14 protein-coding genes are annotated in these 15,292 nt (G+C 64.5%); 8 read left to right on the top strand and 6 right to left on the bottom strand.

All coding sequences use genetic code 11. The annotated features are described in order from the left end of the window. Positions 1-3: 3 nt before the first annotated feature. From galK to CH302_RS11925, 4 genes are read right to left on the bottom strand one after another with little or no spacing between them, the layout of a single operon-like run. Complete coding sequence (gene galK, locus CH302_RS11910; RefSeq protein WP_037195462.1) at positions 4-1,170, bottom strand: galactokinase; 1,167 nt, start codon at positions 1,168-1,170, stop codon at positions 4-6. After that, positions 1,167-2,282 carry a galactose-1-phosphate uridylyltransferase gene (gene galT, locus CH302_RS11915; RefSeq protein WP_037195754.1) on the bottom strand — a complete coding sequence of 372 codons (1,116 nt, stop codon included), beginning with the start codon at positions 2,280-2,282 and terminating at the stop codon, positions 1,167-1,169. Before galT ends, galK begins: the two co-directional genes overlap by 4 nt. A 16-nt stretch (positions 2,283-2,298) precedes the next feature. Next, a complete protein-coding gene (locus CH302_RS11920; RefSeq protein WP_037195460.1) occupies positions 2,299-3,117 on the bottom strand; it encodes a DeoR/GlpR family DNA-binding transcription regulator in 819 nt (272 codons plus the stop codon). After that, positions 3,117-5,150, bottom strand: coding sequence for a beta-galactosidase (locus tag CH302_RS11925; protein WP_037195458.1), 2,034 nt, complete (start codon positions 5,148-5,150; stop codon positions 3,117-3,119). Before CH302_RS11925 ends, CH302_RS11920 begins: the two co-directional genes overlap by 1 nt. A 212-nt stretch (positions 5,151-5,362) precedes the next feature. Between CH302_RS11925 and CH302_RS11930 the strand changes: the two genes are divergently transcribed. The 4 genes from CH302_RS11930 to CH302_RS11945 are packed head-to-tail and all read left to right on the top strand — an operon-like array spanning position 5,363 to position 10,671. Then, positions 5,363-6,661 (top strand): ABC transporter substrate-binding protein, encoded by a 1,299-nt coding sequence (locus CH302_RS11930; RefSeq protein WP_037195456.1) that lies wholly within the window; start codon positions 5,363-5,365, stop codon positions 6,659-6,661. A 52-nt stretch (positions 6,662-6,713) separates the two neighbouring features. Beyond that, a complete protein-coding gene (locus CH302_RS11935; protein ID WP_037195454.1) occupies positions 6,714-7,613 on the top strand; it encodes a carbohydrate ABC transporter permease in 900 nt (299 codons plus the stop codon). After that, a complete protein-coding gene (locus CH302_RS11940; protein ID WP_082073862.1) occupies positions 7,613-8,542 on the top strand; it encodes a carbohydrate ABC transporter permease in 930 nt (309 codons plus the stop codon). The genes CH302_RS11935 and CH302_RS11940 overlap by 1 nt, the downstream gene beginning before the upstream one ends. Then, positions 8,539-10,671, top strand: a complete 2,133-nt coding sequence (locus tag CH302_RS11945; RefSeq protein WP_230596509.1) for an alpha-galactosidase — start codon at positions 8,539-8,541, stop codon at positions 10,669-10,671. The genes CH302_RS11940 and CH302_RS11945 overlap by 4 nt, the downstream gene beginning before the upstream one ends. A gap of 5 nt (positions 10,672-10,676) precedes the next feature. Here the strand turns inward: CH302_RS11945 and CH302_RS11950 are convergent, their stop codons facing one another. After that, a complete protein-coding gene (locus CH302_RS11950) occupies positions 10,677-11,936 on the bottom strand; it encodes a reverse transcriptase family protein (protein WP_037195452.1) in 1,260 nt (419 codons plus the stop codon). Positions 11,937-12,406: 470 nt separating this feature from the next. Between CH302_RS11950 and CH302_RS11955 the strand changes: the two genes are divergently transcribed. Both CH302_RS11955 and CH302_RS11960 read left to right on the top strand, forming a co-directional pair. After that, positions 12,407-12,937 (top strand): DUF3558 family protein, encoded by a 531-nt coding sequence (locus CH302_RS11955; protein WP_230596506.1) that lies wholly within the window; start codon positions 12,407-12,409, stop codon positions 12,935-12,937. A 29-nt stretch (positions 12,938-12,966) separates the two neighbouring features. Continuing rightward, entirely contained in the window at positions 12,967-13,353 is a 387-nt protein-coding gene (locus CH302_RS11960; protein ID WP_037195449.1) for a hypothetical protein, read from the top strand. Between the two features lie 284 nt (positions 13,354-13,637). Here CH302_RS11960 and CH302_RS11965 read toward each other — a convergent pair whose 3' ends face one another. Beyond that, positions 13,638-14,195 carry a helix-turn-helix domain-containing protein gene (locus CH302_RS11965; RefSeq protein WP_037195446.1) on the bottom strand — a complete coding sequence of 186 codons (558 nt, stop codon included), beginning with the start codon at positions 14,193-14,195 and terminating at the stop codon, positions 13,638-13,640. A gap of 66 nt (positions 14,196-14,261) precedes the next feature. On the opposite strand from CH302_RS11965, the gene CH302_RS11970 reads away from it, so the two are divergent. Both CH302_RS11970 and CH302_RS11975 read left to right on the top strand, forming a co-directional pair. Further along, positions 14,262-14,975: an AzlC family ABC transporter permease gene (locus tag CH302_RS11970; protein WP_037195444.1), complete on the top strand. Its 714-nt coding sequence runs from the start codon at positions 14,262-14,264 to the stop codon at positions 14,973-14,975. Then, positions 14,972-15,283, top strand: coding sequence for an AzlD domain-containing protein (locus CH302_RS11975; RefSeq protein ID WP_037195442.1), 312 nt, complete (start codon positions 14,972-14,974; stop codon positions 15,281-15,283). Before CH302_RS11970 ends, CH302_RS11975 begins: the two co-directional genes overlap by 4 nt. The last annotated feature ends 9 nt before the right edge of the window (positions 15,284-15,292 follow it).

Genomic DNA, 15,292 nt, shown 5'->3' on the forward strand with positions numbered 1-15,292 from the left:
GGGTTAGAAGAATCGATGCGCGGAGCCGGCAGGCTCGGCGGTCAGGAAAGTGGGTGTCGGCAACTCGGATCGCGCTGCGCTGAAGGCGATCTCGTCCGCTACGGTCCGAACGAGATCCGACGGCACCAGAGCGATGGCAGAGCCGCCGAATCCACCGCCGGTCATCCGCGCTCCGTATGCGCCTGCCCGCAATGCAGCGTCGACAGCGCTGTCGAGTTCCGGTGAGCTGACCTCGTAGTCGTCCCGCAAGGACATGTGCGACGCGGTCATCAGCTCACCGAGTTCGACCCCGGCGGCTCCGCGATCCAGGAGCTCCGCAGCCGCCTCAACTCGTCGAATCTCGCTGGTGACGTGACGAACTCGCGCGATCAGCGTGTCGTCGTCGAGCCCGGCCATGGCCTGCTCGGGGTCGAGTCCACGCAAGGTCTTCACTCCCAGTTCTGCGTACGCCGTATCCAGGGCCGCGCGCCGGGCACCGTACTGACCGTCTACCAGGCGGTGCGGCGCGTTGGTGTCGATCACCAGCAGCCGCGAGCCGGACCCGGCCAGATCGAGGGGAATCTGACGCGTCGAACCGTCGAGACAGTCCAGCAGCAGCGCGTGTCCCGGTTCTGCCGACATCGCGATGTTCTGATCCATGCCGCCCGTCGACGCGCCGGCGATCTCGTTCTCGGCGCGGATACTGGCGTCGATCAGCACCTTTCGGTCGAGCCGAAGATCGAAGAGGTCGTCGAGAGCGAGGGCGAACGAGCACTCGAGGGCGGCCGAGCTCGACAGCCCCGAACCCACCGGCACCGAAGAATGCACGGCCACATCGACTCCGCCGACTCCGTGCTCCCGAAGTGCCCAGGACACCCCGGCCACGTAGGCCGCCCAACCCGACGGGGTACCCGGACCGATCTCGTCGAGCTCACCGGTCCACGACTCGTCGGTGTGCGTCGATACGGCCCGCATCGTCGCGTCCTCGCGACGGCGCACGGCCACCGCGGTGGCATACGGCAACGCGAACGGCAGCACCAATCCACCTGCGTAATCGATGTGCTCACCGATGAGGTTGACGCGACCCGGAGCGATCCAGACGCCCTCGGGATCACCGTCGAATGCACTGCGGAACAGCGCCGCTGCACCGTCGGCGAGATCCTCCTCGGCGATCACGTCGAGCCAGTTCACGCCAGTACCTCGCGCAGCCGGTCTGCGATCCGCTCGGGAGTGGTGTCGTTGATCCAGGCTCCCATCGCAGATTCCGAACCGGCGAGGAACTTCATCCGCCCCGGTGAGCGCATCATCGAAAACAGTTGCAGATGCAGGCGTCCCAGTTCGCGATCCGCTCCGACGGGTGCCTGGTGCCAGGCCGCGATGTACGGCACCTCGTCGACCCCCTCGAAGAACGCGTCGACTCCGCGCAACAGATCCCGATAGACCACCGCCAGCTCGTCCCGCTCGGCACCGCTCAACTCGGCGAGGTCCGACACGTCGCGACGCGGCGCGAGATGCACCTCGACCGGCCAGCGCGATGCTGCAGGCACGTACGCCACCCAGTGCTCGGCGTCGACGACGATCCGTCGACCCGAACGAAGCTCGGCGGCGAGGACGTCGGCCAGCAACACTCGGCCCGTTCGCTCGAAGTGTTTGCGAGACTGTCGTATCAGCGCATCGGTACGCGGCGGAAGGTAGGGGTAGGCGTAGATCTGACCGTGCGGGTGAGTCAGGGTGACGCCGATTTCCTTGCCGCGGTTCTCGAAGCAGAAGACCTGCTGAACGCCGGGGATGGCGGACAGGGCCGTGGTGCGATCGGCCCAGACATCGATGATGGTGCGGACGCGGGAGAGCTCGAGCGACACGAAGGACGCATCGGGGTCACTGGCGAAACAGATCACCTCGCACCGACCGGTGCCGGGTGCAAGCGGCCACAGTGCCTCGCCGTCCACCTCGCTCGGAAGTGACTGCTGCGCCGCGGTTTCGGACAGAGACGGAAAACGGTTCTCGAACACCACCACGTCGTAATCGGCCGCCGGAATCTCGGTCGCCGGCCTGTCGGGACGACTCGGTGCCAACGGCGACGCGTCGGCAGGCGGCAGGAACGTGCGGTCCATCCGCTGGGAAGCGATGACGATCCATTCGCCGGTGAGAACGTCGAATCGCATCTGCGACTGCGACATCGACGGAGAGAGGGCTCGCGTGTCGACGAGATCGCGGGTGGCCTCACCCGAGACGTAGGGCTCGGTGTCGTCGTAGTAGATCAGCTCGCGGCCGTCGGCCAGAGTGGTCGACGTCTTGCGCATCGAGTGCGTCGTGGCGTCATGCGCGGTCATCGAGTACTCGTTCCTCGTTCGTGTCGGGGGATTGCTCTCCGGCGATCACCACGTCGTCGACCGTCTCGGACAACGCTTCGTGGACGCCGGGATCGAGTCCGGCATCGGTGACGAACACGTCGACGCGAGAGAGCGGGATGGTGTTGGCGAGGGCGCGAACACCCCACTTGGTGTGGTCGGCCAGCACGATGACGCGTCGGGACGATGCGACCAGTGCCTGATTGGTCTGTGCTTCCATGAGATTGGGGCAGGTGAGCCCGGATTCGATGTCCACACCGTGTGTGCCGAGGAACAGCATGTCCAGGTGGATACTCTGCAGTGCACTGACCGTGAGCGGTCCGACGAGCGCGTAGGACGGCGTGCGCTGTCCGCCGGTGAGCAGCACGGTCTGATCCGACCGGCCACCGGTGTGGAAGACCTCGGCGACGGGCAGGGAGTTGGTGACGACGGTGATGTCAGGAACGTCGAGCAGTTCCTGCGCGAGTGCGTGCGTCGTGGTGCCACCGGAGATGCCGATGGAGGTCCCGGGCCGCACGAATCGTGCAGCGGCACGGGCGATGGCGGCCTTGGCATCTCGATCGAGTTCGGACTTGGCCGAGAACCCCGGCTCGAACACGCTTGCCGATCGCGGCAGCGTCACGCCGCCGTGCACCCGCTCGACCAGACCGCGAGCGACCAGCTCGTTGACGTCGCGTCGAATGGTCATGTCCGACACCGACAGTGCGGCTCCCAGATCTGCGACCTTGACCGCGCCCTCGGCCGTCACCTGGTCCAGGATCTTCTGCTGACGCTGGTGGGCGAGCATCAGCGGTTCTCGGCGATCACAGCACTGCCGCCTGCGGCCACGATGAGTTCGCCGTCGATCTGTGCGCCGCCGACCAGGTCCGTACCCGAGGCAGGCACGCTGACCTTGTCGGTTCCGTGGTTGAGCACAAAGAGCCAGGACTGCTCCCCTGCCGACCGTCGGACGATCTCCACGTCCGATCCGAGGTCGCGTCGGGTATCGATTTCGGCTGCAGCGCAGAGCTTGTCGGCCAGCGTGGCCCAGCCTGCCGCGTCGGGAACGGTCGCCGCGTACCAGGCGGCACCCGTGCCGACGGTGCGCTTGGTCAGCGCGGGGACGCCGCGCAGATGCCCCTGGGTGTGCCGCGCCAGCACGTCGACGTCCTCCGACGCGGTGAGATATTCGCTCCAGATCTCGCCGACGGTCTCGTCGTCCAGGGTGAGGGCTTCCCCGTCGGCGAGTGGGAAGAACTCTTCGACGCGCACGCCGAGCAGGTCACGGAATGCGCCCGGGTAGCCGCCGAGTCGCACGTGGTCGTCCTCGTCGGCGATTCCGGAGAATGCGGTGACGAGTACCTGCGCGCCGCCGTCGGCCGCGTCGGCTATCCGCGCGGCGGTCTCGTCGCTGCACAGGTACAGAGCCGGCACCACGATCACGTCGTAGTCGCTCAGGTCCGTCGACGACGGAACGACATCGCAGGTCACGCCCGCGGAGGTGAACCCGTGATGGGCGCGGCGGGCAATCTCCATGGGCTGCATGGCCATCGACGGATGGCCCTCCTGCTCGCACGCCCACTGCGAGGCCCAGTCGAAGAGCACGGCAACCCGAGCATCGACGGTGCTGCCTGCCACCGGTGCCATGCGACGCAGCGCCGCACCGAGCTCGACGACCTCACGCCAGCGCGCGGAGTCCTCGCCTGCGTGCGGAACCAGAGCGGAATGGAACTTCTCCGCCCCTGCCTTGGAGGCGCGGAACTGGAAGTAGGCAATGCCGTCCGCTCCGCGAGCCATGTGCGCCAGTGAGTTTCGCATCATCTCGCCGGGGACCTTGGCGCGGTTGATGTGCTGCCAATTGACGGCGCTGGTGGAATGCTCCATCAACAACCATGGTCGACGGCCGGCAACGCCACGGGTGAGGTCGGCCGAGAACGAGAGCTTGTGATGTGCTGCGGCGTCGCCGGTCTCGGGGCCGACGAGATAATGGTCGGTGGAGACGATGTCCTGTTCCGGGGCCCAGGCCGCGTAGTCCATGTTGCCGGCGAGCGCGGGGCCCTGGCCCATGCCCACCATGAAGTTCGTGGTGACCGGCACGTCCGGGGTGATCCGGTTCAGCACTGCCTTCTCGGCGCGATAATGCTCGAGGAGGGCGTCCGAGCAGAAGCGGCGCCAGTCGAGTTGATGAGTGGGGTTGCCGAACGTGGTGCTCACCGAGGGCGGAACGATCTCGTCCCAGTCGCTGTAGCGCTGGCTCCAGAAGTCGGTGCCCCACGCGGTGTTGAGGGTCTCGAGGTCGATGTACCTGCCGCTGAGCCACTCTCGGAATGCATGCGCACTGTCGTCGGAGTAACACAGTGCGTTGTGGCAGCCGAGTTCGTTGGACACGTGCCACATGGCCAGCGCGGGATGCTCGCCGTAGCGGTGCGCCATCTTCTCGACCAGCACGAGCGAGTGTTCGCGGTACACAGCAGAACTGGGGCTCCACGTCTGGCGGCTGCCGATGGCGTAGCGGTAACCGCGCTCGTCCACCGGGCGCATCTGCGGGTACGCAGTGGCCAACCACGGCGGGGGCGACGCGGTCGCCGTGGCCAGGTCGACGCGAATGTCGCCCTCGTGCATCAGATCCATGACGCGGTCGAGCCACTCGAAGTCCCACGTCGACGCGGTCGGCTGCAGGCGAGCCCAGGAGAAGACACCGACGGTCACGAAGTCGACGCCGGCCTCGTGCATCAGCTCGACGTCGCGTCGCCAGACGTCCTCGGGCCACTGCTCGGGGTTGTAGTCGCCGCCGAAGGAGATTCCCTGGGTCGGCCAGGTGCTGCGTCGCGCTGTGTCCATGCTCACAATATGAACGAGGCTTTCTCAGATGTCAACATGAATGAACATTTTCTTACTGATGCAGGTGAACGGGCCACGAAGAGCTTGACAGACGCCGTAGCGTCGTGTTTCTGTAACCTGCATCACCCCGAATGGTCAGGTGAACACCGCAAAACGAACAGCGGGGATGTTCATTTCTGATCGTTATCGATACTTCTCGTCGAAGGACTTCCATGAACCCACACGAGTGGCCGCGCACGTGGCAGCCGTCCCGACGCGATTTCCTGCGGTCCGCGCTCGTCGCCGCGGGTGCGATCACCGCCGGTGGCGCGCTGTCGGCGTGCTCGAACAGCGTCGACCCGAACGTCACCACGCTCGGGTCACGCTTGTCCGACCCCAACTCCAAGCTGGGTGTCGAGGACTTCGTCGCGATGTACCGACAGCAGACCGGGCGACAGCTCGCCGTCAACACCGTCGACTCCACGTCCTTCCAGGAAAACGTCAACAACTACCTCCAGGGCACGCCCGACGACGTCATCACCTGGATGGGTGGGTACCGGGTGAAGTACTTCGCCGAGAAGGGTCTGGTGGAGGACCTCTCGCCGATCTGGGCGAACCACGGCGGCGGCTTCAACGAGAGCTTCCGCGAGAACTCGACCGGCATGGACGGCAAGCAGTACCTGATCCCGTTCTTCTACTACCCGTGGGCGGTGTTCTACCGACCGAGCCTGTGGGCCGAGCGTGGGTACGAGCCCCCGGCCACGTACGACCAGTGGGTGGCGTTGAGCAAACAGATGCAGGCCGACGGCCTCACCCCGATCGGCTTCGGTGCCCGAGACGGGTGGCCACCGTTCGGAACGTTCGACTATCTGAATCTGCGCCTCAACGGCGTCGAGTTCCACCGAACCCTGCTCGCCGGCGACGTGAGCTGGACCGACAATCGCGTGCGCTCGGTGTTCGATACCTGGCGCGAACTACTGCCGTTCCACCAGCCACAGCCACTGGGCCGCAAGATCGCCGATGCGCAGATGGCACTGCTGAACAAGAGCGTCGGCTCACTCGTTGCAGGCATGTTCGTCGCGCAGAGCTTCCCCGCCGGTGCCGAACGCGACGACCTGGACTTCTTCACCTTCCCCGAACTCGACTCCGCCGTCGGAACATCCACGGTCGAAGCTCCCATGGACGGGTTCATGATGCGCACCGACCCGCGCAACCGGCCCGGAGCCGAGGACTTCCTCACCTACATGACCGGACCCGACCCTGCCGTCGCCTACGCGAAGCAGGATCCGCAGGCCATTCCGGCGCACCGTGATGCCGACCTGTCGAGTTTCCCTGCGCTCGTGCGTAAGTCGGCAGACCTCGTGCAGAACGCGGAGGAGATCACCCAGTTCTTCGACCGCGACACCCGTCCCGATTTCGCGTCGATCGTCATGATCCCGGCTCTGCAGCAGTTCATCGGCAACCCGAACGATGTCGACGGTCTGGTCCGCAGTATCGAACGCCAGAAGTCGGCGGTGTTCGGAACGACATGAGCCGCAACGACGTCCCTCTCCCATCCCGCCGACCTCGAGATCAGGTACAGCCATGACCACCACCGAACGGGTCAAATCGCCGAAGGTTCGGCGCAGTGTTCGCGAGAAGTGGACCATCGCGCTCATGCTCGGGGTCCCCGCGCTGATCGTCATCGGTCTCGTCTGGATTCCGACGATCTTTACGGTGATCCTGTCGTTCGCCCGCTGGGACGGCATCGGCGGCACGTCGAGCATCGAGTGGATCGGCACCCAGAACTACGTCGATGCCGTCGAGGCGTACCCACCGTTCCAACAGGCCCTGCACAACAACGTGCTCTGGCTGGTGTTCCTGTTCCTCGTCCCCACCGTCATCGGCATCCTGCTGGCGATCCTTCTGGACAAGAACCTCAAGGGATCTCGGCTCTACCAAAGCATCTTCTACATTCCCGTGGTGCTGTCGATGGCTCTCATCGGGTTCATCTGGCAGCTCATCTACTCCACCGAGGGTGGTGTCCTCAACAGCCTGCTCGGTACCGACGTCGATTGGCTCGGCGACCCGGACATCAACATCTGGGCCGTGATGGTCGCAGCCGGGTGGCGGCACACCGGCTACATCATGCTGTTGTACTTGGCCGGACTCAAGGCCATCGATCCGTCCGTCCGCGAAGCTGCGGTGATGGACGGCGCGGGGCCGATCCGCACGTTCTTCAGCGTCATCTTCCCGCTGATGAAGAACACCAATCTGCTCATCGTCGTCATCACCGTCATCGAGGCACTGCGCGCCTTCGACCTGGTCTGGGTGATCAACAGGGGCAGAAACGGATTGGAACTGATATCGGCGTTGGTCACGGCCAACGTCGTCGGTGAAGCAGGCCGCATCGGCTTCGGCTCGGCCCTCGCGACCGTCATGCTTCTCATCTCTCTCGTCTTCATCGCCCTGTACCTCGCCATCGTTCTTCGGAGCAAAGACTGATGACCACTTCACTCACCCGCACAGCGCCTCCCGAACGCGATCCGCTGACCCGCAACCGCGCCGCCGTCGCCAACCGCCGGCGTGCAGGCACCGCCCAGATCGCGATCTACGTGCTGTTGACCGTCATGGCGCTCGTCTGGATGTTCCCGCTCGTGTGGGCGGTGTACAACTCATTCCGCGACTACGACTACGTGTTGCTCAACGGATACCTGTCCGTCGGCGGCTACACGTTCAGCAACTACATCGACTCGTGGCAGATCGGTGGGATCCCGCACTACTTCTTCAACTCACTGATCATCACCGTGCCGTCGGTACTGCTCATCCTGTTCTTCGGCTCGATGGCGGCGTTCATCCTGGCCAGATTCAGCTGGAAGTTCAACATCTTCATGCTCGCGGTGTTCATCGCAGGAAACCTGCTGCCCCAGCAGACACTGCTCACGCCACTCTTCCGTCTGTACAACGCAATTCCCGTTCCATACTGGATGAGTTCCTCCGGTTCGCTGTACGACAGCTACTGGGGTCTCATCATCGTGCACGTCGCATTCCAGACGGGATTCTGCGTGTTCGTGCTGAGCAACTACATGAAGACCGTTCCGCACGAACTGCTCGAGGCCGCCACCGTCGACGGAGCGAGCCTGTTCCGCCAGTACTGGCAGGTGGTGATGCCGCTGTGCCGTCCCGCGCTCGCGGCTCTCGCGACACTGATGGTGACGTGGATCTACAACGACTTCTTCTGGGCTCTGGCCCTGATGGTCAGCGGCGACAAGCTTCCGGTGACAACGGCGTTGCAGAATCTGCAGGGTAGCTTCTTCACCGATACCAACCTGCTCGCCGCGGGCTCGGTGCTGGTGGCACTACCCACCGTGCTCGTATTCGTTGCGCTGCAACGCCACTTCGTGTCCGGTCTGACGATGGGTGCCAACAAGTGAGTTTTTCCGTCCTTCGCCGTGACGGTGTCATGGTGATCCTCGGACCGTCGTCCACCGCCGTTCCCGCCGTGTTGCACTGGGGTTCCGATCTGGGCGAGCTGTCCGAGAACGACCTCACCGAGCTGCGCAGGGCCGCGATCCCTGCGGTTCCGCATTCGAGCGTGGACGTTCCGCGGTGGCTCACCCTTGCACCCGGCGGCGACGACGCCTGGCAGGGAACACCGGCTCTGGCATTGCACCGCTCCGGCACCGTGCAGTATCCGCGGTGGGCCGACGTCACCGTTCGCTCCGGTGAATTCGATTGTGCGGTGCAGGCGTCCGACTCCGTATTGGGAATTGCGTGGTCCATCGAGTTGTCACTCGAGGTCGGCGGATCACTGCGAGTTCGGCAGAGTGTCCGGAACATCTCCGGCGGACCCTTGACCGTCGACGGCGTCGCAACACTGATGCCGTTGCCGGACACTGCAACCGAACTACTCGACCTGACGGGACGGCATTGCCGCGAGCGCACCCCGCAGCGGCGACGGTTCGATCACGGCTCGACCGTACGCGCCTCACGACGCGGAAGAACCGGGCACGACGCCACCCTGGTTCTCACCGCCGGCAGTGAGGGCTTCGGCTTTCGCGGCGGTGAAGTGTGGGGAGCGCATGTCGCCTGGAGCGGTGATCACCTGCATCTCGCCGAGCGCCTGCCAGAGCGGGCCGGTCAGGCCTCGGGCGTGCTGGGTGGAGGTGAGCTGCTCGCGCCCGGCGAGGTGGTACTGCAGGACGGCGATACCTACACGACTCCGTGGGTACATTTCGTGTATTCCGCTGCAGGACTCGACGGTTCTGCGCAGTCGCTGCACCGATGGATGCGGTCTCGACGCTTACATCCCACCTCGCCGCGGCCGGTGGTGTTGAACGTGTGGGAAGGCGTCTACTTCGACCACGATCTCGCACGGCTTCGCGGGATCGCGGACGTCGCCGCGCACGTGGGCGTCGAACGATTTGTTCTCGATGACGGCTGGTTCCGGCACCGACGCGACGATCGAGCCGGTCTCGGCGACTGGCAGGTGGACGAGGGCGTATGGCCCGACGGGCTGGCACCGCTGTTCGATCACGTCCGCGAACTCGGTATGAGTCCAGGGCTGTGGTTCGAGCCCGAGATGGTCAACCTGGATTCCGATATCGCTCGGGCCCATCCGGATTGGCTGCTCGCGGCACCGGGTCGTATTCCGCTGGAGTGGCGTCACCAGCACGTGCTGGATCTGACCCGCCCGGAGGTGTTCGAGTACCTGCTCTCGTCGATCGATGCGGTCTTGGCGACCGAGCGACCGGACTACGTGAAGTGGGATCACAACCGGGACCTGATGCTGGCAGTCGATTCCGACGGCCGCGCTGCGGTGCATGCCCAGACCTCGGCGTTCTACCGGTTGTTGGACGAGCTTCGGTCCCGACATCCGAACGTCGAGTTCGAGTCCTGTGCTTCCGGTGGTGCGCGCATCGACCTCGAGGTCCTCGAACACACCGACCGGGTGTGGGCGTCGGACACCAACGATCCACTCGAACGTCAACGCTTGCAACGGTGGACGACGCAGCTGCTGCCGCCGGAGCTGATCGGCTCGCACGTCGGGCCGCAGATCGCGCATACGTCGGGTCGATGGTCCACTCTCCAGTTCCGTTGCCTGACGTCACTGTTCGGCCACGCAGGGTTGGAGATGGACGTCACCGAGCTCTCGTCCGAGGACCACGAATACCTGAGGTCGTGGACTACGCTGTACAAGGAACTGCGCGGGCTACTGCACACCGGCGACGTGGTACGCGCCGACCATCCCGACCCGAGCGTCTGGGTGCACGGCGTCGTCGCAGGGGATCTGTCGGAGGCCGCGTATGCGGTGGTGCGGATGGACACCTCGCCCGAGGATCGCACCGATCGGGTCCGACTCCCCGGCCTCGATCCGGCCCTTCGGTATCGCGTCGAGTTCGTGCGTGAGCTCAGCGACATGGGCAACGGCATCGAACTACCGCCATGGATCGCCGACGGTGGAGTGGTCGAGCTGTCGGGTTCGATGTTGGCGCAGGCGGGCGTGGCACTACCGGTGCTGTTCCCGCAGACGGGTGTGTTGCTGCGGGTGCGAGCTGCCTGAGGGGCTCAGTCCCAGTTCACCTGGGAGGCCATGTTCAGTAGCTTTGCTCGACGCGTTTCGTTCGTCTCGCCGATGCGGGCGATGCGTCCGTAGACGTGGGCCCGAAAGTCGTTGTGGTCGTTCCGGTTCTGTTCGGCAACGCCTGCGGTTGTGCAGTTGTGCAGCAGTGCCCGGAGAGTGTCGTACTCCTCTCGGGGCACTGCCGGCCACGAGTTGACGACAAGCCCGGTCAGCTGTTGTCGCTGATGAGCGCGCCTGACCCGAGTCTTGTCGGGATGAATCGTGAAGCCCTCGTCGTGGGCGATCTGGGAAACCAGCCACAGCAGACTGTCGACGTCGATGTCTGCACCACCGGAAAACGCCAGATCGTCGGCGTATCGGCTGTAGCGGGCTCCGACAGATCGGGCCAGTCCGCTGGCTCGGATATCGAGTTGTCGCGCAGTGAGATTGGCCAACGCAGGAGACGTGGGCGCGCCCTGCGGCAGGTGGGTGGCGCGAAGCCGCGCCGCGGTGGGACGGTCCACACCGGTCAATTCGCCGGCAGGGGTGACCGTCGTGCAGAGCGCGGCGAGATTCGCCGCGACCTTCCTGGGATAGCCGACCGCCTCGAAGATCGCGACCACTCGATCGAAGCCGATGGACGGGAAGAAGCGTCGGAGATCCACCGAGACCACCACGTCGCGTTCGGAATGCGGCATCGCGAACGTCCTGGGACTACGGGCCTTGCGAAAGCCGTGCGCAGCCGGATGGGCAGGAATTCGATCGAGTATGCGGCGCAGTATCTTTCGCTGAATCTCACGCAGGCGTGGTTTCGGGACCTCCAGCAGTCGGATGCCCTGCCGCTTGTCGAGTCGCGCAGATCGATAGTGCTGCAACGGAAACGGCGCAGTACGCAGCCGGCCCTGCAGGTCGGCGAACCATTCGATTTCGGAGATCGTCAGGTCGAGAGATCGAGCCAGCTGCCCGGTGGTCTCGTACCGCGGTACCTCGAATCGCCAGGGTTTGCGGCCGGTACGCGCCTCCGGTCGCTGCGAGGACGCGGAGGGCTCCGAGATGAACGGAAGGTCGCGCAACAGAACGAAAATCGATGCCTCGTCGAACGGCGGGCTTGGATACAGATTGATGATGCGATCGGCCAACCACGACGCCTTTTCAGGCGTGAGACGCGCGAACGCGACCTCGAGGCCTGATCGCGTCCACTCGGCATCTGCCGCCAGCCGAGCCAGTGTCGCAGCGGCCCTGGGCGACAATTCCCTTTCGCTCACGGATGTTTACCGATCACGTGCAGCGCTGTGACATGCAACGGCGCGGGGCGACCGAAATCTTTCGTCCTCGGAGCAGGCGGGCACGCGTAGCGTGCGGAGCTGCTTCGGACGCAGTGCTCGATTCTCGTGATGTACCCAGGGGTTACCCCTGAGACCGGTCCCGCGGACCAACTCTCGCCCACGCGCCGCTGCATCCCTCCACCATGCCAAAGGGAGGCAGATCTGTCAGCGCGTTGGATTGTCCGCTGTGTATGAGGCGATTCGACCCGCGACATCGGAGAATCGTGGCCGCACCTGATGGTTCACTATCGTCCACCGCGCGCAACTACCCGCCGATCGACTGCGAGTCTGAACGCCCAGGTTCGAAGCGCAGGAAGTGGAACCAACACGGGCTCCGCCGCGTCCAAGGACGTAGACGTTCGCGAGAAATGGGTGAGGCAATGCGCAGGGCACGACGATGGATGCCGGCGATGGCGGTAATTCTGCTGGCCGCGGGCTGCTCGAGCACCACCGATGGTGACGCACTTGCAGGCGAGACATCGAGCGCGACGGCAAGTACAACGACATCCGCGCCGACGCCCTGGGACCCATGCACCATCCCCGACGACGCCATCGAGCGAGCGGGATTGAACGTCGACACCAAGGAATCGGGGGTGTTCGGGCGGGATCAGAACGGATTCAAGATCTGCGGATGGGAGAGCCAGCCGCCGAGTAGCAAGTATTACGTGCGGGTTTTTGTCGGTTTCGAGACGTTGGACTTTGTCGACGATCCGAGCTACTTCAATCGACTTCAACCTGTCCGGGTGGGCACACGCGACGCCACGCAGTACCAGCAACTTGCGGCCGATGCGGATCTGAACTGCGGTGTCGCCTTCGTCGCAGGCGCTGAATTGATCAGAGCGACAATCATCACGGGCGCACAGGTCGGCAACCCGCCGTACGACCCATGCACCGAGTTGAACACGGTCGTCGCCGCTCTCGATTCCGAACTTCCCACCTAGACCACCCCGAAACGAAAGGCGTCGAACTCGTGGCCGATTCCCAATCGGACCTGCTCACGTACTGGCGGGACCTCAATGCCCAAGCCGACGAAGGCACCGTGGCCATTCCCGCCGACGTCGCTGCCAAGTGCGACGCGGCATGTGTCGCTTACCTCGCGCACCTCGAGAAGATGCAGATCGACGCGCTCGCGTTGGCAGAGGCCAAAGACTGGGGCGACTTGAAGTCCGCCCAAGACCTGCGCGATAGATTCCTCAGGAAGGCCACCGGCACCGATCGCTCTCTCGATGTGATTCTGCAACAGCACATCGACGTCATCGAATCGATGCGGATGCTGTTTCGTCGCTACTTCGACGAGGCCGAGGCAACCGACACCCAGACATCCGCGAACATCACCGCGCTCACTCCAGAAAACTGACTGGCGCTCCCTAACGTGCGCGACGCAAGATCCGCGCCCTCTGCACGCGAATACGGCTGGTTGTCGCGCACCTGAGCGTTCACTATCGACCGCGACATGCGGGAAGTCGCCGATCGGATGCGTTCGTGAACGCTGAGGTGCGAAAAAGTAGGGACGACGTCCGCTGCAAACGCCTCTCGGCGAGTGGTCGCTCGAAGCGACAAATGGGGTGAGGCCCGGGGCTTGCCAAGCGAACGCCGTCGAAAGAGTCCAACGAGGTGCCTTCGCTGACTATTCCCCGCACGTCAGCTGTGTTCGGTGATCATCACGGCCATGGTGTTCGGCTCGAGTGCCTCGAAGATGTGCGGCACATCGCCGGGGTAGGCAACGTAGTCACCCGCGGCCAGTTCGACGGCCTCACCCATCGGCCCCACCATGGCCCGCCCGGCGCTGAGCACCACATGTTCGACGACTCCGGGCGAGTGCGGGTCCGATCGCCTCGGCTCACCGACGTCCGCGCTGATCAGATAGATGTCCCGTCGAGCGTTCGGTGGAGACGACGCCAGCAGCGTCGCCGTGTAGTCCGCCCTGTCCGACGCGAATCTCGGCCCCTCCCCCGCACGGATCAGGCGGACCGACTGCTTCGCGGGTTCGACCAGTCTGGAGAACGGCACGTCGAGCGTGACGCTGAGCGCCCAGAGGGTCTCGAGACTCGGATTTCCGGTTCCCGATTCCAGTTGCGAGAGAGTCGATTTGGCAATGCCGGCTCGGCGCGCGACTTCCGCCAGAGACAGGCCGACGCGGCGTCGTTCCTGCTGGAGAGCAGCAGCGATCGCCGCGATCGGTGGACCGGTATCCGCCATTCGTTCACTCCATCGGTACATACGTTTGATTTGACGAACAGCTTAACATCGTCCACTATAACGACCATGCGTTCGACATGGCGAACCCTCAGGGTTACGAGTTTCGGCGGGGTCAACATCCGCGACATCGCGTTGGTCTGCCTGGCCGACGCCCTGGTCGGGGCTTCGTTCGGTGCGATCTCCGTGGCCGCTGACCTGCCGTTGTGGCTACCGGTGGTGATGTCACTTGTGGTCTTCGCCGGGTCCTCGCAGTTCATCTTCGTCGGCATTCTGGCGGCCGGCGGAAATCCCGTTGCCGCCGTCGCCAGCGCGTTGCTCGCCAACATCCGACTGGTTCCGCTCGGCTTCTCCATCGGTGAGGTGTTTCGCAACGTCTCGCCGTTGAAGCGGCTACTCGGAACTCACCTCATCACCGACGAGGCAGTGGCCTTCAGCGTTGCCGAAAAGGACGAGGGCAACCGTCGAACAGCATTCTGGCTGTGCGGGATCGGACTGTTCGTCACGTGGAACATCGGCGTCGTGATCGGCACGCTCGGCGGCGGCGCGATCACCGATACCGCCGCACTCGGTCTCGATGCCGCATTCCCGGCGATCCTGCTGGGACTGATCATGCCTGCACTCCGAGACCGGGCCACCCGCAACGCAGCCCTCGTCGGAGCCTGCATTGCGCTCGTCGCATCGATGTTCCTGCCCAGCGGACTTCCCGTGCTCCTGGCACTGATCGCCGTCGTACCGGTCATGCTCTCCAATGCTCCTGTCACACAGAAGGAATCCGCATGAACCTCACGATTCCCCTACTCGCACTGGTCATCGGCACCTACGCGCTCCGCATCGCCGGCCCGGCACTCCGAACCCGAGTCACCATCTCACCTCGCATCGACAAGGTGATGACCACTGCCGTCGCCGTCATCTTCGTGGCACTGGTAGCCACATCGAGCCTCCTCGTGGGCAAGGACTTCGCTGGATTCGCGTTGCCCGCAGGAGTCGCTGTTGCCGCTGTACTGGCCTGGCGACGAGCGCCGTTCGTCGTCATCGTTCTCGCCGCAGCTGCCACTACTGCGGGACTTCGATGGGTCGGCGTCAGCTGAGTCTGCAAG

Source organism: Rhodococcus sp. 15-2388-1-1a (assembly GCF_002259145.1).
Classification (GTDB): domain Bacteria; phylum Actinomycetota; class Actinomycetes; order Mycobacteriales; family Mycobacteriaceae; genus Rhodococcoides.

Coding starts and splice junctions, on each gene's coding strand:
- CH302_RS11940 (WP_082073862.1), top strand. CDS start 7,613: ATGACCACTTCACTCACCCGCACAGCGCCTCCCGAACGCGATCCGCTG.
- CH302_RS11920 (WP_037195460.1), bottom strand. CDS start 3,117: ATGCTCGCCCACCAGCGTCAGCAGAAGATCCTGGACCAGGTGACGGCC.
- CH302_RS11925 (WP_037195458.1), bottom strand. CDS start 5,150: ATGGACACAGCGCGACGCAGCACCTGGCCGACCCAGGGAATCTCCTTC.
- CH302_RS11930 (WP_037195456.1), top strand. CDS start 5,363: ATGAACCCACACGAGTGGCCGCGCACGTGGCAGCCGTCCCGACGCGAT.
- galT (WP_037195754.1), bottom strand. CDS start 2,282: ATGCGCAAGACGTCGACCACTCTGGCCGACGGCCGCGAGCTGATCTAC.
- CH302_RS11975 (WP_037195442.1), top strand. CDS start 14,972: ATGAACCTCACGATTCCCCTACTCGCACTGGTCATCGGCACCTACGCG.
- CH302_RS11965 (WP_037195446.1), bottom strand. CDS start 14,195: ATGGCGGATACCGGTCCACCGATCGCGGCGATCGCTGCTGCTCTCCAG.
- CH302_RS11935 (WP_037195454.1), top strand. CDS start 6,714: ATGACCACCACCGAACGGGTCAAATCGCCGAAGGTTCGGCGCAGTGTT.
- CH302_RS11970 (WP_037195444.1), top strand. CDS start 14,262: ATGCGTTCGACATGGCGAACCCTCAGGGTTACGAGTTTCGGCGGGGTC.
- CH302_RS11955 (WP_230596506.1), top strand. CDS start 12,407: ATGGCGGTAATTCTGCTGGCCGCGGGCTGCTCGAGCACCACCGATGGT.